Origin of the sequence: Streptomyces cyaneofuscatus (assembly GCF_042718795.1) — a bacterium.
GTDB classification, from domain to species: domain Bacteria; phylum Actinomycetota; class Actinomycetes; order Streptomycetales; family Streptomycetaceae; genus Streptomyces; species Streptomyces cyaneofuscatus_A.
The window spans coordinates 203,912-227,171 of sequence record NZ_JBHXOX010000009.1 but is presented as its reverse complement, the minus strand read 5'-3'; the positions used below and the strand labels follow the sequence as shown (position 1 = coordinate 227,171).

At 70.6% G+C, this 23,260-nt stretch carries 18 protein-coding genes and 1 pseudogene; 8 read left to right on the top strand and 11 right to left on the bottom strand.

Annotation, left to right across the window (positions count from 1 at the left end; genetic code table 11):
* Positions 1–84 precede the first annotated feature (84 nt).
* Positions 85–1,614, bottom strand: a complete 1,530-nt coding sequence (locus ACFWRT_RS12825; RefSeq protein WP_380951795.1) for an MFS transporter — start codon at positions 1,612–1,614, stop codon at positions 85–87.
* 329 nt (positions 1,615–1,943) lie between these two features.
* Here ACFWRT_RS12825 and ACFWRT_RS12820 point away from each other — a divergent pair, with 329 nt between their 5' ends.
* On the top strand, positions 1,944–2,816 hold the full coding sequence (locus ACFWRT_RS12820; protein WP_380951794.1) for an endonuclease/exonuclease/phosphatase family protein: 873 nt from the start codon (positions 1,944–1,946) through the stop codon (positions 2,814–2,816).
* Positions 2,817–3,116: 300 nt separating this feature from the next.
* On the top strand, positions 3,117–4,289 hold the full coding sequence (locus tag ACFWRT_RS12815) for a serine hydrolase domain-containing protein (RefSeq protein WP_380951793.1): 1,173 nt from the start codon (positions 3,117–3,119) through the stop codon (positions 4,287–4,289).
* A 25-nt stretch (positions 4,290–4,314) separates the two neighbouring features.
* Here ACFWRT_RS12815 and ACFWRT_RS12810 read toward each other — a convergent pair whose 3' ends face one another.
* From ACFWRT_RS12810 to ACFWRT_RS12775, 8 genes are all read right to left on the bottom strand, one after another.
* A complete protein-coding gene (locus ACFWRT_RS12810; RefSeq protein WP_380951792.1) occupies positions 4,315–6,435 on the bottom strand; it encodes a mannosyltransferase YkcB-related protein in 2,121 nt (706 codons plus the stop codon).
* Positions 6,432–7,784, bottom strand: a complete 1,353-nt coding sequence (locus ACFWRT_RS12805; RefSeq protein ID WP_380951791.1) for a bifunctional glycosyltransferase family 2/GtrA family protein — start codon at positions 7,782–7,784, stop codon at positions 6,432–6,434. Before ACFWRT_RS12805 ends, ACFWRT_RS12810 begins: the two co-directional genes overlap by 4 nt.
* A 26-nt stretch (positions 7,785–7,810) precedes the next feature.
* The gene (locus ACFWRT_RS12800; RefSeq protein ID WP_380951805.1) at positions 7,811–9,469 is read right to left on the bottom strand and encodes a sensor histidine kinase; all 1,659 of its coding nucleotides are present in this window, start codon (positions 9,467–9,469) and stop codon (positions 7,811–7,813) included.
* 19 nt (positions 9,470–9,488) lie between these two features.
* A complete protein-coding gene (locus ACFWRT_RS12795) occupies positions 9,489–10,235 on the bottom strand; it encodes a response regulator transcription factor (protein ID WP_380951790.1) in 747 nt (248 codons plus the stop codon).
* A 75-nt stretch (positions 10,236–10,310) separates the two neighbouring features.
* Positions 10,311–11,192 carry an amidohydrolase family protein gene (locus ACFWRT_RS12790; RefSeq protein ID WP_380951803.1) on the bottom strand — a complete coding sequence of 294 codons (882 nt, stop codon included), beginning with the start codon at positions 11,190–11,192 and terminating at the stop codon, positions 10,311–10,313.
* An 80-nt stretch (positions 11,193–11,272) separates the two neighbouring features.
* On the bottom strand, positions 11,273–12,169 hold the full coding sequence (locus ACFWRT_RS12785; protein WP_380951789.1) for a DUF2797 domain-containing protein: 897 nt from the start codon (positions 12,167–12,169) through the stop codon (positions 11,273–11,275).
* A gap of 51 nt (positions 12,170–12,220) precedes the next feature.
* Complete coding sequence (locus tag ACFWRT_RS12780; RefSeq protein ID WP_380951788.1) at positions 12,221–12,847, bottom strand: hypothetical protein; 627 nt, start codon at positions 12,845–12,847, stop codon at positions 12,221–12,223.
* A 435-nt stretch (positions 12,848–13,282) separates the two neighbouring features.
* A complete protein-coding gene (locus ACFWRT_RS12775) occupies positions 13,283–14,038 on the bottom strand; it encodes a signal protein (RefSeq protein ID WP_381121266.1) in 756 nt (251 codons plus the stop codon).
* 98 nt (positions 14,039–14,136) lie between these two features.
* Here ACFWRT_RS12775 and ACFWRT_RS12770 point away from each other — a divergent pair, with 98 nt between their 5' ends.
* Positions 14,137–15,081, top strand: coding sequence for an RNA polymerase sigma-70 factor (locus ACFWRT_RS12770; RefSeq protein WP_380951786.1), 945 nt, complete (start codon positions 14,137–14,139; stop codon positions 15,079–15,081).
* A gap of 93 nt (positions 15,082–15,174) precedes the next feature.
* Positions 15,175–16,407, top strand: coding sequence for an NAD(P)/FAD-dependent oxidoreductase (locus ACFWRT_RS12765; RefSeq protein WP_380951784.1), 1,233 nt, complete (start codon positions 15,175–15,177; stop codon positions 16,405–16,407).
* A 361-nt stretch (positions 16,408–16,768) separates the two neighbouring features.
* Here the strand turns inward: ACFWRT_RS12765 and ACFWRT_RS12760 are convergent, their stop codons facing one another.
* Positions 16,769–17,620 carry a GIY-YIG nuclease family protein gene (locus ACFWRT_RS12760; RefSeq protein WP_380951783.1) on the bottom strand — a complete coding sequence of 284 codons (852 nt, stop codon included), beginning with the start codon at positions 17,618–17,620 and terminating at the stop codon, positions 16,769–16,771.
* A gap of 117 nt (positions 17,621–17,737) precedes the next feature.
* Between ACFWRT_RS12760 and ACFWRT_RS12755 the strand changes: the two genes are divergently transcribed.
* The 3 genes from ACFWRT_RS12755 to ACFWRT_RS12745 all read left to right on the top strand — a co-directional run bounded on the left by ACFWRT_RS12755 (position 17,738) and on the right by ACFWRT_RS12745 (position 21,174).
* Entirely contained in the window at positions 17,738–19,111 is a 1,374-nt protein-coding gene (locus ACFWRT_RS12755) for a DNA cytosine methyltransferase (protein WP_380951782.1), read from the top strand.
* Positions 19,112–19,241: 130 nt separating this feature from the next.
* Positions 19,242–19,925 carry a very short patch repair endonuclease gene (locus ACFWRT_RS12750; RefSeq protein WP_380951781.1) on the top strand — a complete coding sequence of 228 codons (684 nt, stop codon included), beginning with the start codon at positions 19,242–19,244 and terminating at the stop codon, positions 19,923–19,925.
* A gap of 715 nt (positions 19,926–20,640) precedes the next feature.
* Positions 20,641–21,174 carry an NUDIX hydrolase gene (locus tag ACFWRT_RS12745; protein WP_380951779.1) on the top strand — a complete coding sequence of 178 codons (534 nt, stop codon included), beginning with the start codon at positions 20,641–20,643 and terminating at the stop codon, positions 21,172–21,174.
* On the opposite strand, the pseudogene ACFWRT_RS12740 reads toward ACFWRT_RS12745, so the two are convergent.
* Positions 21,152–22,500: pseudogene (locus tag ACFWRT_RS12740) on the bottom strand (hypothetical protein). The gene ACFWRT_RS12745 and the pseudogene ACFWRT_RS12740 sit on opposite strands and share 23 nt — an antisense overlap.
* 346 nt (positions 22,501–22,846) lie before the next feature.
* On the opposite strand from ACFWRT_RS12740, the gene ACFWRT_RS12735 reads away from it, so the two are divergent.
* Positions 22,847–23,152 carry a hypothetical protein gene (locus ACFWRT_RS12735; RefSeq protein WP_380951778.1) on the top strand — a complete coding sequence of 102 codons (306 nt, stop codon included), beginning with the start codon at positions 22,847–22,849 and terminating at the stop codon, positions 23,150–23,152.
* Positions 23,153–23,260 lie beyond the last annotated feature (108 nt).

Genomic DNA, 23,260 nt, shown 5'->3' with positions numbered 1-23,260 from the left:
CACTCTCCTCGTCTCGTCTCGCCTTGCCTTGGCTTGGCTTGCTGGGACCGGCCCGGCCCCAGCCCCGCGCTGCCCCTTCCGATGCTATGCCGCCGGTCCCACCGCCTCGGCCCGGCCTCCGGCCGCCTCCGTCCGTTCGGCCCGGCGCAGCAGCATCGCCGCGAGCAGACCGCCCGCCAGCACCGCGACCGCGCCGGCCAACTGGCTGGCCTCCAGGCCGGAGGCGAACGCGTCCTTGATCGTCGCGCGCTCGCCCGGGCCGTCGGCGGCGGCCAGGGCGGCCGGCAGCGAGGCGGCCCCGACGGCGGCCGGTACGAGGGCGGCGAACCGGATGTTCAGGACCGCGCCGAGCACCGCGACGCCGAGCCCGTTGCCGAACTCCGCCAGCGTGCCGTTGACCCCGGCGCCCACCCCGGCCTTCTCCGGCGGGATGGCGCTCATGATGGCGTTGGCCATCGCGGGCATCGCGAGGGAGATCCCGGCGCCCATCACGACCAGGCCGAGCAGCATCCCGGTGTACCCGTCGCGCCCGAGCACCGCGATGGCCGCGAGACCGGCCGCCAGCGCGGTCATCCCCGCCGCGATCGTGGCGGGCGTGCCCGTCCTCCGGACCAGCCGGGCGCCCAGGCCTGTCAGGTTGAGGGCGACCACGGTGAGCGCCATCGGCGCCGTACGCAGACCCGCCTCCAGCGGCCCGTACCCGAGAACGAACTGAAGGTGCTGCGTGAGCAGAAAGAGGGAGCCGCCCATACCGAAGGCAACCAGAACAGCGCCCGCCACCGCGCCGATGAACGTCTGGTTCCGGAAGAAGTGCATGTCGAGCATCGGGTGCGGGATGCGCAGCTCCCACAGGACGAACCCGGCGAGGACCGCGACCCCGATGAACGCCGTCAGCAGCACCCGGGCCGATGCCCAGCCGTGCTCGGGGCCGGAGATGATCGCGAACACGACCGCCGCCATCCCGACCGTGGAGAGCAGCGCGCCGAGCAGGTCGGGCCGCTCCCCGCGCGGGTTCTTGAACTCCGGTACGAGCCGGACGACGGCGACCAGGCCGATCACGGCGACCGGGATGTTGATGAGGAAGATCGCGCCCCACCAGAAGTGGTCCAGCACGATGCCGCCGACGAGCGGCCCCGCCGCGAACCCGAGGGAGTTGACGGTCGCCCAGAGGCCGATCGCCTTGACCCGCTCGGAGTCGTCGAAGATCTGGACGACGACGGCGAGGGTGGTGGTGATCAACAGCGCGCCCCCGACCCCCATGCCGGCCCGGGCCGCGATGAGCTGGCCGGAGGACTGCGCGAGACCGGCGGCCAGCGAACCGATGCCGAACAGGGCGAGGCCCACGACCAGCATCTTCTTGCGCCCGTAGCGGTCGGCGGAGCTGCCCGCGGTGAGCAGCAGACCGGACTGGACGAGCGAGTAGGCGTTGATCATCCACTGCACGTCGGCGGTGGAGGCGTCCAGCTCCGTGGTGAGGGAAGGGATGGCTACGTTGAGGACGGTGTTGTCGAGCAGCACGGTGAGCTGGGCCAGGCAGATGACGCCGAGGATCAGCCAACGCTGCGGGTGCCCCTGGGGGGCGAGATCGGGTCGCGGTGCGGCGGGCGCCGTCATGCGGGCTCCTGGGTCTCCGGTTTGGTCGCCGGTCGGGTCGCCGGCGCGGCTTGCGGCCTTGACGGATCGATGAGTTCTACGGTGTATAGGAAGTGGGCGTTGTACACCGTAGGGCACCCCTTGTACGGCGTACAACTCGATTACGGCCTGTGCGCCGCCATCCCTGCCGACTCCCGCCATCCCTGCCGACTCCCGCCGCCCCTGCTGATGCCGCCGTCCCTGCTGACTGCCGCCGCCCCTGCTGATGCCGCCGTCCCTGCTGACTGCCGCCGCCCCTGCTGATGCCGCCGTCCCTGCTGACTGCCGCCGCCCCTGCTGACTGGAGAGCCATGTCGCCGCGTCACCGTGTCCCCAGCCGTGCCCGCCTCCCCTACCTGCTCCTCGCCGCCGCCTTGCTGAGCGCGTTACTCGGAGCGCCCCCCGCCGCCGCTGCGGCCTCCTCTGCTGCCTCCCCCGGCGTGCCGCTTCGAGTCGCCACGTACAACATCCATGCCGGTGCGGGCATGGACAACGCGTTCGACCTCGATCGGCAGGTGGCCGAACTGCGCACGCTCAAAGCCGATGTGATCGGCCTTCAGGAGGTCGACCGGCACTGGGGCACCCGCAGCGAGTGGCGCGATCTCGCGGGTGAGCTGGCCGGGCGGCTGGGTATGTACGTGTACTTCGCGCCGATCTACAGCCTGGACCCCGCCGAACCGGACGGGCCGCGGGCGGAGTTCGGGGTGGCGGTGCTGTCCCGGTACCGGATCGTGAGCGCCGAGAACCACGAGATCACCCGGCTCTCGACCCAGGACCCCAACCCGGTCCCGGCCCCGGCTCCGGGGTTCGGCGAGGTCGTCGTACGGGTGAAGGGGCGGCCCGTGCACGTGTATGTGACCCACCTCGACTACCGCCCGGACCCCGCCGTACGCGTCGCCCAGGTCGCCGACACCCGGCGGATCATGGCCGAGGACCGAGGCCCGAAGATCCTGCTCGGCGACTTCAACGCCGAACCCGGGGCCCCGGAGCTTGCCCCGCTGTGGGGGGAGCTGACGGACGCCGACCCGGGGGCGCCGACCTTCCCGGCGCAGGACCCGGTCAAGCGGATCGACTACGTGGCGGTGTCGAAGGGGGCCGCGCAGGTGCGGCGTGCGTGGGTACCGGAGAGCGTGGCCTCGGACCACCGGGCGGTCGTGGCGGATCTGGTGCTGCGGGAGCGGTGAGTGCCCCGGGGGCCCGTGAGTGCCGGGGGGGGTGCCGGGGGGGGTGCCGGGGGGGGTGCCGGGGGGGTGCCGGGGGGGGGTGCCGGGGGGGGTAAGCGCGGGGGCCGTGAGGGCGGGGGCCGGAGGCTCCGGAGTCCCTATTACCTTCAGTCGCCTCTTTTTGCCGTCGCGCCGCTTTCTTTCGGCCACCGATGACGTCTTACAGTCCGAGCACCGCTCGCGGACCGCTGCCCACGGGGGGACGCACCACGGAGGGGGCGGACTCATGACCGAGCACGCGGTATCGGAGAAAGGCCGACCATGAGCACCCCGCACGGACTGCAGGACCTGCTGGACTCCCACATCGCCCGGGGATCGGCGCCGGGCGCGGTGGCGCTGGTCGCCCGGGGCGAGCGGGTGGAGGTGGCGGCGGCCGGTTCGACCACGCTCGCCGGGACCACGCCCATGCGGCGGGACTCCGTCTTCCGGATCGCCTCGGTCACCAAGCCGGTCATCGCCGCGGCCGCCATGACCCTGGTCGAGGACGGCCTGATCGCCCCCGCCGACCCGGTCGCCGCGTGGCTGCCCGAACTGTCCTCGCCGCTGGTCGTCCGGACCCCGCAGAGCCCGGTCGACGACGTGGTGTCCGCGGTCCGCCCGATCACCCTCCTGGACCTGCTCACCTTCCGGGCCGGGTACGGCTTCCCGTCCGACTTCTCGCTCCCGGCCCTCGCCCCGCTGTTCGCCGAGCTGAAACAGGGCCCGCCCCAGCCCCAGGCCGTCCCCGCCCCGGACGCCTGGATGGCCGCGCTCTCCCGGATCCCGCTGCTCCACCAGCCGGGCGACGGCTGGCTGTACAACACGTGCTCCGACATCCTCGGGGTCCTGATCTCCCGGGTCGCCGACCGCCCGCTGCCCGCGTACCTGGCGGAGCGGATCTTCGAGCCCCTCGGCATGACGGACACCGGGTTCGCCGTCCCGCCCGCCGCGCTGGACCGGTTCACCGGCTACTACCGGGCCGGGGAGGGCGGCGGGAGTGGCAGCGGTCTGGAGCTGGTCGACGCCCCGGACGGGCAGTGGAGCACCCCGCCCGCCTTCCCGTCCGGCGCCGGCGGCCTGGTCTCGACCGTCGACGACTGGTACGCCTTCGGCCGGATGCTGCTCGCCGAAGGCCTGGCGGACGACGGCAGGCGGGTACTGGCCGGCGAGTCGGTGCGCCAGATGGTCACCGACCACCTCACCCCGGACCAGCGCGCGGCGAGCGGACTGTTCACCGAGGGCCAGGGCTGGGGGTTCGGCGGCTCGGTGGACGTCGAGATCACGGCCCCCTGGAACGTACTGGGCCGCTACGGCTGGATCGGCGGCACCGGCACCACCGCCCACGTCATCCCGGCCACGGGGACGGTCGCCGTCCTGCTCACCCAGATGGAGCTGGCCGGACCGGTCGCACCCCAGGTGATGCGGGACTTCTGGACGTACGCGGCCGGGTTCTGAGCCCGGCCGCGTACGGGTCGGCTCATCAACTCGTCGGCTGCGTCAGGTCGTAGAAGGTGGCGCTGCCGACGGTGACCTCGGTGAAGTTCTCCGTCACCCAGGAGGAGATCTGGGACGAGGCCCCGGCGCTCCCGCCCAGGCCCCCTCCTTCTCCTCCTCCGCCTCCCATGCCTCCGCCCGAGACGAAGTAGTGGATCCGGCCCTCCGCCACGTACTTCTTGAACTGGGCGAGCGTCGGGGACGGGTCGCTGCCGTTGAACCCGCCGACGGCCATCACCGGGTCGCCGGTGGCGAGCTGGTAGCCGGCCGCGTTCTGCGCGCCGACGGCCGCGGCGGTCCAGGTGTAGGCGCCCGCGTCCTTCTCCAGGAGCGCCTTCGCCTCGGCGGAGACGGACGCGCCGTTGAGCAGCCCGCCCATACCGCCGCCACCTCCTCTCATACCCTCGCCGAAGCCGGTGCCGGTGCCGGGTGCGGTTCCGCCGGGCGTGGCGGGCATTCCGCCGGGCGCGTTGCCCTGCTGACCGCCCTGCCCTTGCCCCGGGAACTGCCCCTGACCCTGACCGCCCGGCGGCTGCATCCCGCCGCGCTGCCCACCGCCGTCACCACCGGCACCGCCCCCAGGACCCCCAGGGCCACCCCGGCCACCACCCCCGGGCCCGCCCATACCGCCCCCGCCCGACGGCCCGGCGGTCACGATCGACCCCTGGTGCCCGGAGTTCAGGGTGCTGAGGGTGTACGCCGTCGGCCCCGCCAGCGACGCCGCGAAGCTCAGCACCACCACCGCGAGGGCCAGCCCCCGTCCGCCGAACCGCCCCACGACCAGCAGCCCGGCCGCCCCCACCAGCCCGCCCACGAGCACCGCCCACCGCAGCCACGGCAGGTACTCCGGAACCCGGCCCAACAGCACGAACGCCCAGATCACCGTCGCCACCACAGCCCCCGCGAGCACCACCCTCGGCCACCAGGCAGCCCGCTCCTCCCACAGCACCGCCACCCCCATGGCGACGAGCGCCGCGATGTACGGAGCCAGGGCCACCGTGTAGTACTGGTGGAAGATCCCCGCCATGAAGCTGAACACCGCAGCCGTCATCACCAGCGCCCCGCCCCACGCCAGGAACGCGGCCCGCGCGGAATCGGTCCGGGCCGCCTTCCGGGTCAGCCAGAGACCGGCCACCAGCAGGATCAGCGCGGCAGGCAGCAGCCAGGCGATCTGGCCGCCGACCTCGGAGTTGAACATCCGCCCGATCCCGGTCTCCCCCCAGCCACCGCCCCCACGGCCGCCCCCGCCCCCACCGACGCTCCCGGTCTCCTCCCCGTTCAGCCGGCCGAGCCCGTTGTAGCCGAAGGTGAGCTCCAGGAACGAGTTGTTCTGCGAGCCGCCGACGTACGGCCGCGACGACGCGGGCATCAGCTCCACGATCGCCACCCACCAGCCCCCGGCGACGACCATCGTCAGCGTGGAGAGGGCGAGTTGGCCGAGCCGCCTCCGTACGGGAACCGGCGCGCACACCGCGTACAGCACGGCCAGCGGCGGCAGGATCAGGAACGCCTGCAAGGTCTTCGTCAGGAACGCGAGCCCGACCGCCGCCCCCGCCCACAGCAGCCACGCCGTCCGCCCCTGCTCCAGCGCCCGCAGCACGCACCACACGGTGACGGTCATCAGCAGGGCGAGCAGCGCGTCCGGGTTGTTGAAGCGGAACATCAGCGCGGCGACCGGCGTCAGCGCGAAGACCCCGACCGCGATCAGCCCGGCGACCGGCCCGAAGCGACGGCGTACGGCGGTGTTCAGCACGGCCGCCGTGGCCACGCCCATCAGCACCTGCGGGGCGAGGATCGCCCAGGAGTTGAGCCCGAAGAGCCGTACGGAGAGGGCCATCGGCCAGAGCGCGGCCGGGGGCTTGTCGACGGTGATGGCGTTGGCGGAGTCCAGCGAGCCGAAGAAGAGCGCCTTCCAGCTCTGGCTGCCCGCCTGGACGGCGGCGGAGTAGAAGGAGTTGGCGTAACCGGAGGCGTTGAGGTTGGAGAGGTACGCGAGCCCGACGGCCAGGAGGAGCCCGTACAGCGCGGGTCGGGCCCAGCGGGGGCCTCCGGCGCGTTCGGGCGGCGCGGGCACCGGGATCGGAGATGCGACGGTGGTCGTGGTCATCGGACGTCCTCGGAGTCAGGGCAGGCGCGGGCCGGGAAGACCCAGGCGCGCAGGAGCAGGAAGCGCAGCACGGTGGCGGCGAGGTTGGCGGTGACCAGGACGGCCAGCTCGGTGGAGTGCGAGGGCGAGGTGCCGTGCGACGGCGAGCCGGTGGCCGCGCCGAGCGCCGCGAGGGATCCGCTGGTCAGGGCGAGGCCGATCGCGAAGACGACGAGGCCCTGGGCCTGATGGCGTACGGCTCCGCTCCGGCCGCGTACGCCGAAGGTGAGACGGCGGTTCGCGGCGGTGTTGGCGACGGCGGAGACGAGGAGCGCGCCGCCGTTGGCGAGCTGCGGGCCGACGCCGAGCCGGAAGAGGGAGTAGAGGGCCAGGTAGAAGAGGGTGGACAGGACCCCGACCGCACAGAACCCGACCAACTGCCGGGCCAGTCCGCGCTCCACCCCGGTCAGCGCCCGGTCGCGCGGGTCGTCGCCGAAGGGCCGGGCCAGCCGGTCCAGCGGCAGGGCGCCCACGGCGAGCGCGCGCCCCACCCGCCACACCCCTTTCAGGTCCTCGGTGGCCGTCCGCACGATATGGACGGTCGAGTCGGGGTCGTCGATCCAGTCGACGGGCACCTCGTGGATGCGCAGCCCGGCCCGTTCGGCGAGGACCAGCAGTTCGGTGTCGAAGAACCAGCCGCTGTCCTCCACCATCGGCAGCAGCCGTTCGGCCACCTCGCTCCGGATCGCCTTGAACCCGCACTGGGCGTCGCTGAAGCCGGCGGCGAGGGAGGAGCGCAGGATGAGGTTGTAGGCGCGCGAGATGAACTCCCGCTTCGACCCGCGCACCACCCGTGCACTCCGGGCGAGCCGCGAGCCGATGGCCAGGTCGGAGTGGCCGGAGATCAGCGGGGCGACCAGGGGGAGGAGGGCGTTGAGGTCGGTGGAGAGGTCGACGTCCATGTAGGCGAGGACCGGTGCGTCGGAGTCCGACCAGACCGTACGCAGCGCCCGCCCGCGCCCTTTCTCCTCCAGCCGTACGTGCCGCACCCCGCGCAGCTCCGCCGCGAGCGCGGCCGCGACGGCCGGCGTGGAGTCGGTGGACGCGTTGTCGGCGACGGTGACGCGGAAGGCGTACGGGAAGGTGCGGGAGAGGTGGTCGTGGAGGCGCAGGACACAGGGGCGGAGGTCCTTCTCCTCGTTGTGGACGGGGACGACGACATCGAGGACGGGGACGGGGACAGGGACGGCGGAGGCGGCGGGCGCCGTCTGCCAGGCCGGCAGATGCTCCCTGCCCGGCAGACGGCCGCGGTTCGCGCTGCGGCGGCCGTCGGGGCCGGGTCCGCTGCGGAGGCTGTCGGTGGTGGTCATGGCACCGACGTTCGCCAACCGCGCTGTCACACCGGTGTGGTGAGCCTGTCCCCGTCCTGTGAACCCTGTTGTGCGGCCGTCGCGTCCGTCGCGGCCGTCGCGTCCATCGCGGCCGTCGCGGCCGGCAGCTCGACCGCGAAGACCGTCCGGCCCGGCGCGGAGTCCACCCGTACGCGCCCGCCGTGCGCGGAGACGACGGCCTGCACGATGGCGAGGCCGAGACCGGTGGAGCCGGTGGTGGTCCTCTCGTCGGCGGCGCCCCGGGTGCGCGAGGCGTCACCGCGCGCGAACCGCTCGAAGACGTGCGGCAGCAGCTCCGCCGGAATCCCGGGCCCGTCGTCCCGTACCTCCAGGGTGACCGGCTCACCGCCACCTACGGACGTCTGTACGGGCGGCTGTACGGGCGCCTGTGCACCCGGCCGTGCGCACGGCTTCACGGAGACCGTCACCGTCGTCCCCGGCGGGGTGTGGGTGCGGGCGTTGGCCAGCAGGTTGACCAGCACCTGCTGGAGCCGGGCGGGATCGGCGCGTACGGTCACGGGCTCGTCGGGCAGCTCCAGCCGCCAGCGGTGGAGCGCGTCGCCGCCGGTGGCCGTGTCTGCCGCCCGGGCATCGCTCACCGCGTCCACCACCAATGGCAGCAGATCACTGCTCTCGTACGAGAGCGGGCGTCCGGCATCGAGCCGCGCGAGCAGCAGCAGATCCTCCACCAGCCCCGTCATCCGGTCCGCCTCCGACTCGATCCGCCCGAGCGCGTGCCGGGTGACGGTGTCCGCGTGCTCCCGACGGGTGGCGCGCCGGGTCAGCTCGGCGTACCCCCGGATCGAGGCCAGCGGGGTGCGCAGCTCATGGCTGGCGTCGGCGACGAACTGCCGTACCCGCGTCTCGCTCTCCTGCCGGACCATCAGCGCCGAACCGACGTGCCCCAGCATCCGGTTGAGCGCCGCGCCGACCTGCCCGACCTCCGTACGGGGATCGGCCTCGGCGTCCGGAACGCGTTCGAGGAGCGCCACCTCACCGCTGTGGAGCGGGAGTTCGGCGACCCGGGTGGCGGTGGCGGCGACCCGGCGCAGCGGGCGCAGGGCGACGCCGACGAGGACGGTGCCGGCGAGGGATGCGGCGATGAGGCCGGCGGCGGTGACACAGACCTCGACGACGATCAGGGTGGTGAGCGCGCCGCTCACCTCGGCGGTGGGGATCCCGACGAGGACGGTGCGGCCCTCGGTGGTGGTGGCGGCCTCGACGCGGTAGCCGCCGAGGCCGGGCAGATCGACGCTCCGGGCACCGTCGCCGAGCGCCGGGGCCGCCGCCTCCAGGGCCCGCCGCTGCGCCTGAGTCAGCGGCTTCGCGCTCTCCTCGGAGCGCAGCCCGCCGTCCTCGACGACCTTCGACGCGCTGATGTCCCGGTCGTCGTCGACGAGGGCCCCGAACGTGCCGAGCGGCTGCCCGCCCCCGCCGACGAAGCCGAGCGGACCGGCGTCCCGCAGGGCCTCGGGCAGCGGCCCGGGTCCTGGTGGCCGCTCCGCGCGTACGGCGATGGAGTGGAGCTGGTCGTCGAGCTTGCCGTACAGGTAGCTGTGGAAGGCGATGGCGGTGACGGACCCGATGACGGCCGCGACGACGGCGATCAGGGAGACGGCGGAGACGACGAGCCGGGTCCGCAGGGTCCACGGCCGCCGCAGCACACCCCTGACGCCCGGGCGCCTATTCACCGGGCTTGATCAGATACCCCGCCCCGCGCCGGGTGTGGATCATCGGCGTCCGTCCGGCGTCGATCTTCTTGCGGAGGTACGAGATGTAGAGCTCGACGACGTTGGCCTGGCCGCCGAAGTCGTAGTTCCAGACCCGGTCCAGGATCTGCGCCTTGCTGAGCACCCGGCGCGGGTTGCGCATCAGGAACCGCAGCAGCTCGAACTCCGTGGCGGTCAGGTGGATCGCGTCCCCGCCCCGGCTCACCTCATGGCTGTCCTCGTCCAGCACCAGGTCCCCGACGGTGAGCGTCGACTGGCTCCGCTCGGCGGCGAGGGCGGTGCCGGAGCGGCGGATCAGCCCGCGCAGCCGGGCCACGACCTCCTCCAGGCTGAACGGCTTGGTCACGTAGTCGTCGCCGCCCGCCGTGAGCCCGGCGATGCGGTCCTCCACGGCGTCCCGGGCGGTCAGGAAGAGGACGGGTACGTCGGAGTGGTCCCGCCGGAGCCGGCCCAGCACGGAGAGCCCGTCCATGTCCGGGAGCATCACGTCGAGCACCACCGCGTCCGGGCGGAAGTCACGGGCCGCGCGGACGGCCCCGGCCCCGTCGGCGGCGCTGCGCACCTCCCACCCCTCGTACCGCAGGGCCATCGAGAGCAGCTCGGCGAGCGGGGCCTCGTCGTCCACGACCAGGACGCGGACGGGCGTACGGTCCGGCCTGAGCAGTTCGGTACGCCCCTGGGGCGCGGTCGTCGTCGTCATGGGCACCAGCCTGTGAGGCGCCCGTGAGAGAAGCCTGACCCGTTTCTGTGAATTGCCTGAGAAAGCGGCGGCTCTCTACGTGCGGATCCCGAACAACGCCTCCGCGTTCCGGTAGCAGACGGCCCGCAACCACTCCTCTCCGAGCCCCAGCCGCTCCAGGGCCTCCAACTGGTGGACGTACGGATACGGGATGTTCGGGAAGTCCGTCCCGAGCAGGATCCGGTCCCCGAGATCGGCGAGCCGCCCGCGCTGGTCGGCCGGAAACGGGGAGAGCCGTTCGCTGAAGTCGGTGAACGCCATCGTCGTATCGAGCCGCACCTCGGGATACGCGGCCGCCAGCGCCAGGAACTCCGCGTACTCCGGCATCCCCATGTGCGCCACGATCAACCGCAGCCGGGGGTGGCGCGCGAGGAGCCGCCCGATGGGCTCGGGCCCGGTGAACCTCCCCGGCGCCGGTCCGGACCCGCAGTGCATGACCACCGGCACCCCGGCCTCGGCGAGCAGCCCCCAAGCCCCTTCCAGCAAGGGGTCGTTGGCGTCATAGTTCCCCACCTGGAGGTGCGACTTGAAGACCCGCGCCCCGTTCTCGACGGCCTCCTTCACGTACAACTCCACGCCCTCCTCCGGGAAGAGGGTCGCGGTGTGCAGGCAGTCGGGCACCCGGGCGGCGAAGCCGACGGCCCAGTCGTTGAGCCAGCGGGCCATGCCGGGCTTGTGCGGGTAGAGCATGGAGGTGAAGCGGCGCACCCCGAACGACCTGATGAGGGCGAGCCGCTGCTCCTCCTCGTACCGGTAGGTGATCGGCCACTCCAGCCCGGTGAGCGGCCCGGCGGAGTCGAAGTAGGCCCACACCTTGCGCAGGACCTGCTCGGGCATGAAGTGGGTGTGCACGTCGATGATCCCGGGCAGCCCGAGCCGCTCCCAGAACCGCACGACGTCATGACTCTCGGCCTCCACGGACTTCACAGACTCCACGGCCTCCAGGGCCTCCACAGGCTCCACAGACTCCACGAACGACGACTCCTCACCGGGCAAGGTCAGAACAACCCACCCTGCACGCCGCCGCCCCCGATGTCGATGAGGGGGACACGTACATCGTTGGCCGCGGCCGGATCCACGGCGGCGAGCTCCCACCCGGTGATGAGCCGCGTATCCAGCACGACCACGCCACCACTCCCGCCCCTGTCGACGGCCAGATGAAGATCGGGCCCGGCGGCAGCCACCAACTCCCCGGCCACCACGCCCCCGTCGACCAGCTCACGCACCGACCGTGTGGCGCGGGGAGCACGGTCCAGCCCGAAGATCCCCCCGTGATCGACCACGTCGAGCGGAAGCCGCTCCAACGACTCGGGCCACCCGCGCCCCTCAAGCTCCGCGGCCCGCCCGTACAACGTCACCACTTCGGCCAACCGCGTGCGCTCTCGCGGCAGTTGACCGCGTACGCCCCGCTTCCTGGCGTACGGAATCCGGTCCGGCACCCCGAGGGCGGCCCGCAGCACCTCCTCGGTCCGCCGGGCGGCCATCAGGGGCCCGCGCCCCAGCCAGGTGAAGGCCACGGCCCCCTGCTCCCGCAGCCGCGCCCCGCCCCGCTCCTCCCGGGTGATCCCCACCTTGACCAGGCCGGGCCCGAACCAGGCGAGATAGACGCGGTACGTCCGCGGGTCGTCCAGCAACGTATCGGCGGCCACCGAGTGGGCCCGGTCCAGCCGCGCACACTCCGGACACCGGGCCCCGGTACTGCGCGCGGACACCACGGCCCCCAGCGGGCACACGTTGCCCCGGGCCCCCACACAGTGCCGCTCCCCCACCACGCGGAACCCGAGCCCGACCCCGTACGCGAGGGTGCTCACCCGCCGCTCGCCGCCCCTGCTCCACCCGAGCTGCGGCTCATCCCCCGGCCACGCGACCCCGGTACACCGCCACCCGAAGGCCACCCGAACCCCGCTCTCCGCTCCACCACGCCGCCGCCTCGGCCTCAGCGAAGGCTAACGGGCCCCGTGAGCGAACCCCTCCGCACCACCGACGGGACCGGCGGCGGGACCACCGACAGGACCGGCGGCGGGACCACGCGCCAGGCCACCACCGACTCCCTCGATCCGCCGCCGCATCCCGGCCATCCGGCGGGCGAAGCGCCGGTTGAACCAGACCATCCACCCCAGGAACGCGGCACCGAACGCGAGCCCCCACAGGCCCGCCGTCACGTTCCCGGCGGCGAACCAGAGCACCGGGATCCCGAAGAAGAGCAGCGCCAGCAGCGGGAAGGCCCACCACCGATGGCGCCGCAGCTTCTCCTCCCGGCGCCGGATCAGCCGGATCATGGCAGCCTGTTCGGCCGGGTCCTCGGGCAGCGGACCGTTTTTCGCAATACGCCGCTCCAGCTCCGGCACGCGCGCGGCATCGGTCCCCACCGCCCGGGCGTCACGACGTCGGCGCCGCATCACGAGCCACGTCATGAACCCGGCGTAGACGAGCCCGCCGACCAGAATGCCGGGCCACCCCGACCACCCGTCGAAGGCCAGCCGGATGCCGACCCACACCACCAGCACCAGCAGCCCCACCGCCCACCACCGGTCCTGCCACCGCTGCACCTGGCCATGCTCCTGCGACCCCATCGGTAACCTCCGAGCCGGGCGCGCCCATCACACCCCGTGCATGTCCGGCTACCCCGGCTCGGGACCCTGATGCGGCGGGCGCGGCGCCTCACCGGGGGGGCGGGTGCGCAGGCGGCCCCCTGTCGCCGCCCGCGTCCAGGTGGTCGCCGTACCCAGGGTCGCTCGATGTGATCCCGTCCTCCGGACCCTCGACCTCACGCGCATCGCCTGCCGTGATCACCCCTGAGAGAACGGTGTATGTCCCCTCGAAGACCTTCAGGCTGCCGTCGCTCTGGAGCGCCTCCAGCTCGGCCCGACGTGCTCCCCTCCATGTCGAGGATCCGGACGGTATCGCGCTCCGTCCCGGCGAGGCCGACGGCGAGCAGCGCCCCTCCCGTCAGCAGGAGAACCCCGTGCACCACATCCATCAGCGGACCGGTGTCCCCTCCACCCGCGTCACGACAGCCGTGCCTCATCCACGACCGGTGCCACGCCGGTGACCGGCCCGGGCATCGCCTGCGCAGGGCCGGACGGCTCCTCCGACGGCTGTCCGGTCGACGCCTCAGGCGACTCCTCGATGGTCAGCCTGTATTCCGCGCCGACCGAGAGGCCGGTCGACCGACCACTGAACTTCAGGATGTGCTGCCCCAGCCCCGGCGCGGGCAGTTGGATCCACAGGCCGCACCCTGTGGTGGTGAAGCGCTCCGCCACTCCCGTGACCGCGTTCCCCGCCAGCCCCTGCACGGTGATCGACTCGCCTGCGTAGACCTCCGGTTCGACCGGCATGCCATCCAGGAGCGCGGCCCCTTCCGCGTCACGCATGAAAGCCAGGCAGTCCTGCCCACTCCCGAACAAGTTCGCCAGCGGGAACACGATCGGGCGCCCTTCCGGAACCGTGCACTCGCGCTCGACCTCACCACCGAAGGTGCCCGCCAGGAACCAGACGGCCTCCGGCTGATTCCGGTCGCAGAAGCTTCCGTCCTCGTCGGCAACGGGGTTGGTCTCCTCGGGCTCGGACGCCGCCCACGTCCACCACTTGCCCTGCAACTCGGCTGAGGCGGAGACCGGTTCTCCCGCCGTCGTCATGACCGGGCCGCAGCCCGCCGCCGAGACCACCGCCAGGGCGGCAAGCCCGACCATTCCCCACGTGAATCTCATCCGTCCCCCTGACTCACCGCGCGGCTGCCAGAACCCCCCGGCGCGGCGCGACATCGAGCGCACACCCTACCGACCGGGCTGCCGACCCGACGCCTTCGGCAGGCCCCGCATGCCCAAGGCTCCGGGCAGCCCGCGAGCGTAGGATCCGGACCATGGCTCTGACGAGGACGCACATGGACCGGTTCGAGGCCTCCATGCCCCGCCTGGAGGCCATCGCCTACCGCCTGCTCGGCTCGGCGAGCGATGCCGAGGACGCCGTACAGGACACGTTCCTGCGGTGGCAGGCCGCCGACCTCGACCGCATCGAGGTCCCCGAGGCCTGGCTGACGAAGGTCCTCACCAACGTCTGCCTCAACCAGCTCACCTCGGCCCGCGCCCGGCGTGAGTCGTACGTCGGCCAGTGGCTGCCCGAACCGCTGCTCGCCGGGGACCCGATGCTCGGCCCCGCCGAAACCGCCGAACAGCGCGAGTCGCTCTCGTACGCCGTCCTCACCCTCATGGAGCGCCTGACGCCCAACGAGCGGGCGGTGTACGTGTTGCGGGAGGCGTTCGACCACCCGCACCGGAGGATCGCGGAGATCCTCGACATCAGCGAGGCCTCCTGCCAGCAGATCTTCCACCGCGCCAAGAAGCACGTCGCGGAGGGAAGGGCCCGCACCGAGATCGACGAGGCCGCCGCCCGGCGGATCGTCGAGGAGTTCCTCACCGCCGCCACCAGCGGGCAGACCGAGCCGCTCGTACGGCTCCTCACCTCCGACGTCACCGCGATCGGCGACGGCGGCGGAAAGGTGCCGGCGCGCACCAGGCCGTTCGCGGGGGCGCTCGCGGTCGCGAAGTTCATGCGGGGTCTGTTCAAGCCCAGCAAGGCCAAGCGCGATCTCGTCGGCGGCTCCCCCGAGGTCCACCTCACATCCGCCAACGGCGCCCCCGCCGTCCTGGTCGTCCTCGACGGCCGGGTCATCGGCGTCCTGTGCGTGGAGATCACGGCGGAGGGCATCGCCGCGTTCCGCAGCCAGGCCAACCCCGACAAGCTCGAACGCGCGACGAGGCAGTGGGCGGCCACCGACCACGGAGAACCCCTGCTCCACGTCTTCTGACCACCCCGTGACGCAGGTCACATCGCATACCTGTCAGGAAACGGCGGGCTGCCCGGTTCAAGGGGCGAAACCGCGCGAGACAGGAGCCAGGTCATGCAGGTCACGCAGGTCACACAGCACCGCATCATCGTCATCGGAGCCGGATACGCCGGAGCGATCGCCGCCGGCCGCCTCGCCAGGCGGCTGCGGAGCGAGGACGTCGCCATCACCCTCGTCAACCCCGAGCCGGACTTCGTCGAGCGGGTCAGGACGCACCAGTTGGCGGTCGGGCAGGAGCTGAGGCCCCGCCCGTTCGCCGAGATGTTCGCCGGTACGGGAGTCCGGCTGCGGCTCGCGAGGGTGACGGCCGTGGACGCGGACCGCAGGACGATCACCGTCACGGACGAGCAGACCACCGAGGAACTCACCTACGACACCCTCGTGTACGCCCTCGGCAGCACCTGGAACACCCACGACGCCCCCGGCACCGCCGAACACGCCCACGACATCGCCGGCCGCCCCGGCGCCCTCCGGCTCCGCGAACGTCTGGCGGCCCTCACCGCCGGGCAGCCCGTGGTCGTCGTCGGCGGCGGCCTCACCGGCCTGGAGGCGGCAACCGAGATCGCCGAGGCCCGCCCCGACCTGGACGTCGCCCTCGCCGCCCGGGGCGCACTCGGCGACTGGCTCTCCCCCAAGGGCCGCCACCACCTGCGCAAGGTCTGCGACAGGCTCAACATCACGGTCCACGAACACACGACGGTCACCGCCGTGGACGCGGACCACGTCACCACGTCCTCCTCCACCATCCCCGCATCGGTCACGATCTGGACGACAGGCTTCGCGGTCCACCCCATCGCGCAGACAACCGCGCTGAAGACCGACGCCACGGGCCGGATCGCGGTAGACGGCACCATGCGCTCGCTCTCCCACCCGGACGTGTACGCCATCGGGGACGCGACCCTGGTGCTGGGCCCGGGCGGCAAGCCGCTGCGCATGTCGTGCGCCTCGGGCGTCCCCACCGCATGGCAGGCCGCCGACTCCATCGCGTCCCGCCTCACCGGCACGAAGCCCACGACCGTCCCGCTGCGCTACTTCAACCAGTGCATCTCGCTGGGCCGCAAGGACGGCCTGATCCAGTACGTCACCGCCGACGACCGGTCCCGCCCCGCCGCCCTCACCGGCCGCCTGGCCGCCCTCTACAAGGAAGTGGTCTGCAAGGGCGCGGCCTGGGGCGTCGCCAACCCCACCCTGGGCCTACCGACCCGCCGCCGCGCCGTCGTACAGGACCCGCCCCCCGTGCCGCACCCCACCACGGCGACCGCCGCGAACGCCGCGAACGCCGGATAACGCGAGAGGCCCCCGGGATTTCTCCTGGGGGCCTCTGGCCTGCTGTGCACTCGGCAGGATTCGAACCTGCAACCTTCTGATCCGTAGCTCTAGCCGGATCGGTCAATGATGACCATTCCAGCCGCTACGCGGTTCCCGAGGGGCACCACCGGGTGGAGGCGGTTGCTTGGGTTGCGGTACTGCGCTGCTGTACTGACGACCCCTCCGTCCCGGAGCAACTCGGCGCGCTCGCTGTCCCTGGGCTGCAGTGCCTGTCACCTGAGTTGATGGTCCGATGACGTTGGCGGATGTTCGTGGTCGTCTGCCGCCGTTGTCACGCAGTTAGAAACTCAGCCGCGGAGGGGCTTCCGCCCGGCCAGGCCTACTCGTCATCCTCCGCCGCATCGGGCTCCTCGGGGATCTCTCCGACCTCCCCGATCTCGGGCTCGACGTCGAGAATCTGTGCGCCTCGGTAGTAACGCCACACGCTCGGGTAATCACGCCGGTTGTCTGGGTACATGATCACCCGACCGGGGAGGACCGCGATTTGCCACTCAGCCGGCAGTGAACCGGCGATCAGTTCGAGCAGTTGGGCGATTGTCAGCTCGCCGTCAGGGATTTCCACCTCTCGCTTGTAAGCGCCATCCGTTTTCTTCTTCTCGTAGCGGAAGGTGTAAGGGGCTTCGGCGCTCACCCTCGCGAGAACCCTACTGAGGGGCATAGGTCCCGGCTTGAAACCGGAGATTACGCGCTCCAAGTCGATGCGAAAGAGGGCATCGAAATGGTTCGCCTTGACGATGGTCTCGTCCCGCCGCTTGCCAGGGTCATTATTGCCGAACCCATTGTTGTTCCAGCGGATCTGACCTTTCTTTTTATAGTGATTGATCAGCAGCTTCTCGGGCGCGAGCGCGGAGAAGTCTTCGGCAACATAAAGACAAGTAAAGGACATTTCGGCGAGCGATATTCCCTGGCGGCCGGAGACCTTCCTCAGGTGCTTGAGGATGCGGGTAGGGAGCGACTTGTCGGCTTTGCCGACGTAGACGAACTGGCCGTTGCGGTACAACTGGTAGACGCCGGCCCTGTCGGCCAACCGATCGAGGTTCGGTTCGGTAAGGGGGGCTGGCGTGAGCTGCTTCAAAGCTACGGCCAGTTGATCGCCGAGGGCCTGCGTGATGCTTAGCCTGAAATCACCATGATTGGTAGCATCGGTGCCGGGTTCGTCCGGTTGTGACATCAGCCCTGTTCCTTTCGGGTCGGTGATCAACTGGAACCCTATGGCGCTGCGGAGCCGCTGCCAGCTCGTTTTAATGGATCGTCCCCAAGATCACAAACTCCGCGGTATGGTTTACGCATGGTTGACCTGCCAGAAGACATCAAGAAGCGCCGCACCAGCGTTGAACTGTTCGCCGGCGGGGGCGGCCTTGCCATGTCGGTCCACCAAGCCGGGTTCCGGCCGCTCCTGTTCAACGAGTACAACGCCCGCGCCTGCGAGACCCTGGTGGCTAACGCGGCCAGGACGCTCGGCGTGGACGGGATCGCTCGCACAGAGACGTTCAAGCCCGAACCACCGCAGGAGGGCGAGCCCGCGCCCTTGTTCCCACTGGACGTGGGCAAGCTGGACCTGAGCGCCTTCGAGGGCCAGGTAGATGTGCTAGCTGGTGGGCCGCCCTGCCAGCCGTTCAGCGCCGGCGGCGTGGCCAAGGGCGACGAAGATAAACGCAACATGTTCCCCGCCATGTTCAAGGCCATCCAACAGATGCGCCCCAAGGCCGTCATCTGCGAAAACGTGCGCGGCCTGCTGCGGCCTTCCTTCCGGGACTACTTCACCTACATTCAGCGCGAGCTGTCTCTACCCTTCGAGTCGCGCAAGCCGGATGACCTCTGGCAGTACCACAACCAGAAGCTTGCCAGCATCCTCGGCGAGCGTGTTGAGCTTCCGGACGAAGATGACAACCCCGAGCATTATCGGGTCAAGGTGTTCCCGGTAAACGCGGCCGACTACGGGGTACCCCAGGTACGCAACCGTGTCGTGATGGTTGCCTTCCGTGCCGACCTGCCGATCGATGTGGAGAAGTTCCACGAGATCTACTCCGCGCGACAGTTCTCCGAAGAGGCGCTCCACTTGTCGCTGCTCGATGACAATAGTGAGTACTGGCAGCGGCACTCGGAAGTAGAACCTCACGTTCGCGAGCGAGTGCGCGCCCGCATCCCGAAGGACGTGCGCCCGAAGAAGGGCGAGGAGGAGCTGCCAGCCTGGCGGACCATGCGTGACGCCATCCAGGGCTACGGCACAGACACGAAGCTGCCCGCGCTCCCCAAAGTCGATCTGAACATGCTGGATCGAAAGTCCGAGCAGGCCCAGCACCTCGGGATCTCGGATCACATCGGCTGGCCGGACGCGAGGATCTACAAGGGGCACACGCCCAACGAACTTGACCGGCCGGCTAAGACTGTCAAAGCCGGGGTGCACGGGGTGCCCGGAGGCGAGTCTGTGGTGCTCCTGGACGACCTCGCCCCGGGGTCAAGGCCTGGCGAGGGCGCGACGTACCTGCACCGTTACATGACAGTGCGCGAGACTGCCCGCGTCATGACGTTCCCGGACGAATGGCAGGGTGCCGGCCCCCGAGGCGAGAAGATGCGTCAGCTCGGCAACGCCGTGCCTGTGGTCTTGGGCGAGTTCTTCGCGCGCGCGGTGGCCGACACCCTGGACAAGGCGGGACAGTGACCGCCTCGTGACTTCGGGAGACCGACACTGGAAGGAAAAACTTCCACCTGAGCATGCCTACAAACGGCGACCCGGCGCTGCGGCACCCGCTACAGAGCAGGATCGTGTGGCAGGAGGAAGGCACCGCCGGATGGTGGCCCTCGGAGACGGACGCTTCGCCCGGGCCTCGATCACCCTTCGCCTATACCGACGCACGCGGAGGATCCGTGCCTACCTGCGCTGGTCGAAAGACGGGGAGACTCAGGAGCGGTACGTCTGCGAGGTCACGCATGAATGGCGCGGAGCGAACCTCGCGGAGGCATGGCGACGCGCACGGGAGCAGGGATTTCTCACTGAGGAGCCACTTCCCGCCGAGTCCAAGGCCTCTTCACGTGCGGTCCGTGCCAATATGCAGGCCAACCGTGGGCGGGACACCGGTCCGGAACTGGCCCTCCGCTCCCTGCTCTACGCTGCCGGGTTGCGCTACCGGGTCAACACTCGCCCTCTCCGGGAACTCCGGCGTACTGCCGATGTCGTGTTCCCGCGAGAACGTGTCGCGGTCTTCGTAGACGGATGCTTTTGGCACGGCTGCCCTGAGCACAGTCGACCCGCGAAGGCGAACGCTGGGGCGTGGTCAGCAAAAATTGAAGGCAACCGTGCGCGTGATGCCGACACGAACATGCGTCTTCGCTCTGCTGGATGGACAGTCCTTCGAGTATGGGAGCACGACGACGCCAGCGAGGCAGCGCGAATGGTGGCGCAATTGGTTGCCGCAGCACGTGAATCCGCTGCTAAGGATGAACCGGAAAGCGCCGACGGCGTCACGAGAGCTTAGCGACCGATACCCACCACTCTCCCCGGCTTCCATCCCGTCCGCCTTCGACCCACACACCGTGGAGCGGTTGTGGTTCAGGGCGTCAAGGTGGAGCGCGCCAATGTACGGACGCCCTTGATGCCCTGGGCCGCGACTGCTCGGCTCTGCCTGGGTCGAAGGTGGTCGGGATGGGAGCCCCACGACGCTCACCCCGCTCCGACCGGCACTCGCGAACGGGGCTCCTCCCATCCCGGAGTCTGAGCGCCCCCGCCGGAGGCATCCTCTTGAAGCCGCGGGCCTGGTTCTCGTCTCATGCCCCCGGGCCTATCCAGTTGTGGGCGCGCGTCGGCGGCGGCAGCGCCGAGCGGGCCGAAGGCAGGAGCGCGGGCGCAGCCAGAGCCGGGAAGCGCGCCCGGCGGAGCGGAGCGCAGCCGGGTGCCTTGATGAGGTAGAGAAACCTGTAACACCACCAGGCGATGCCTGCGTCGGCTCGGCCGTTCGCCGGGTGGGCTCGTGAGCGTCTCGCTCACTTCCGCGTGCTGCCTCTGCCAACACCAGCCGGTGCACTACAGATCGGACAGAGGCGTGAGCGCTGCGTTGGCGCCGTGATACGCCTCCTGCCTCCCTCGCTGGACACATCTCTCGTATGTGTCAGTGTGACGCGAACTTGCCTGATGCACGGTCCCCGCACCTTCACCTCTGCGATGCTGAAATCCGATCGAGAGGGGCCGCAGCAATGCAGTGGAAGATCCACGGGGAACGTCCGATCTACGAGAACAACTGGGTGAACCTGTGGCTCACCGACGTGGAAACGCCGGACGGGAACCGTTGGGAGCACCACGTCGTCAAGCTCCGGCATCTGGCCGTGGCCGCCGTCCTCAACGAGCGCCGCGAGGTTCTCATGATGTGGCGGCACCGTTTCATCACGAACGCCTGGGCATGGGAGCTGCCCATGGGGTTGGTGGAGGAGGGCGAGACGCCGGCGGAAGCGGCAGCCCGGGAGGTGCTGGAGGAGACCGGTTGGCGGCCCGGTCCGATCAAGTCGCTGATCTACGCCGAGCCGGCCAACGGCATCACCGACTCCCAACACCACATCTTCCGGGCCGACTCGGCGACGTACGAAGGTCCGCCGACCGAGAAGAACGAGTCGGACCGGATCGAGTGGATTCCGCTGGCCGACGTGCGGGGCATGATCGACCGGCGCGAGATCGTCAGCAGCGGCTCCCTCGTAGGGCTGCTCTACGTCCTCATGGACGAGGCGATCCGCTGACTTGGCGGGGCAGCACTTCACGGAGCCGGGCCTCGAACGCCACCGCGGCCGATTCGCGGCGGAAGGGCTCCAGTTGCTCGTAGAACTCCCGGAGGTGACCGGCCACTCGTTGCGAGCTGACGGCCACCGCCGGGGCGAGGGCGTTCATGGCCGTGTGGCACGCCTCGTCGAGTTTGCCGCGCTGGAGCTGGGTTCGGGCGAGCCAGAAGGCGTGGAAGGCGCGGCCTCGGTGGTTCGTCCGGTGTTCTCGGCGGAGGGCGTCCGCGATGAGGGGTTCGGCGAGGGCGGCTTCGCCCAGGCGGCCGTGTGCGATGCCGGTGTCCACGATCAGCTTCGGTTCGTCGAAGTAGGCGACCCAGGCGGGGTCCGGATCGCCTGTGCTGATCCGGCCGAACTGGGTGTGGGCTTCCGAGATCGCGGTGTGGGTCGCACCGTGGTTGCCGAGGGTGGCGTGGGCGAAGGCTTCGCGCATCGCGAGCATTGCCAGCACGCGCGGTGTCGTCCCTGCGGGCGCCCGGGCCTGGTCCTGGGCGGCCGTGACGAGTGCGAGGGCGTCGCCGGGCTTGTCCTGGTAGGTGGCCTGAAGGCTCATACAGGCAAGGACGTTGGCCATGAACTGACGGTCGTCGATGGTCCTGGCCAGTCCGAGGGATTCGGTGAAGTAGACGCGTGCCTGGTTGTACTGGCGGGCGTCGAAGTAGGTCCATCCGGTGAGCCGGGCCAACTCGGCCGCAATGCCGTATAGGCCGTCCCGAAGAGGAGTTGAGTGCTGCTCCTTGAGGAGATCGACGACATAGCGGAGCTGGCCGACCACCGCCGGCCGTAAGGTCTCGCTGCCGTGCTCGTCATCCCGGCGCCAGTAGTCCGCGATCGACGAATGCAGGGCGTCCAGCGTCGACACACCAAGGTCCCGATCGGCCGCCAGTGCAAGGATGCTGTCGACGTCCGCCCCCGGTAGTCCGGAAGCCAGTGGTTCGACGGCTGAGGGAGCCGGTACCTCGGCCGGCACACGGGGCGCGACCGTCAGGCTGGGCGGCGTTTCCCATGAGCGTCGGGCGAGTCCGAGCATGGTTCCAGGGATGCGCAGTCCGTCCGAAATCCGTTCGATCACGTCCATGTGCAGCAACTGCCGCCGTCCGGCGATGACCTCACCCACACGGCTTGGCGTGAGGTCGCAGCGGCGCGCGATCACGACGGATAGATGCCTGCTCGCGCCTTGACCAGCTGAAAGATGCGGCCGAAGTCTCTGCCTTGGCATGCCTCGATCATCACTGAGTCCGTGAGAAGGCTGACCGGGAGTTCCTTCGGACGAGATGGCTCGGGCATCGGCACGCTCCGGCATGAGAACTACGGATCGCTGCGCTTCATCAACCGAGGGTGATGTTACCCAAGTTGGGTAATCAGCTTGGCCTTTCTGGCCGGGTCCGCGCATCGCGATGCTCCTGGCCATGGTGAACGGACATGAAGACGTACGGATGACCTTGCGAGTCTCCCGCGATTCCGGCCAGACGTGGGGGCCTCTCACGGAGGTACGCGTGGGCGACGACCCGGTGGTCCCGGAGGATCCTGGCCGCTACCCGCCGTGCGACTGCCCCCGGTGCTCACAGCAGGCCCGGAAGGCCGTCGCGTCCTTCCGGATGGTGTCGTAATGCGGTGTACGCACCGCCGTCGGGTGCCCCTCGACCTGGCGCGGGAAGCGCAGCAGAAATCGGCCTCCACCTACGTCGACCGGGCGTTGCAGTGCCAGCTGTCCGCGCACGACGAGGGTGAGCACTTCGGCCTTCTCGTTGACGCCGGGGCGTGCGGGACGGCGCTCTGGCTCCGCTGGTACGGGATGGACGAGGCGGAACTTGTCGTGCTGCCGGACTGCCCGGTGGTCGCCCCGGGGCCCGACAGTGAGGGCTGCTGCCTGTTCGCCGACCACGCCGAGCAGCACACCTGGGAAGACGCCCTGGAGGAGGGCTCGTGCAGCGGCTGATGACGACTTCGCACAAAAGTCGGCGCCCTCGCCCGCCTCGCAACGAACAGTGCGGGGACTGCCGTGGCCGCGGCACCACCTCGTCCGGCAAGACCTGCGGCACCTGCA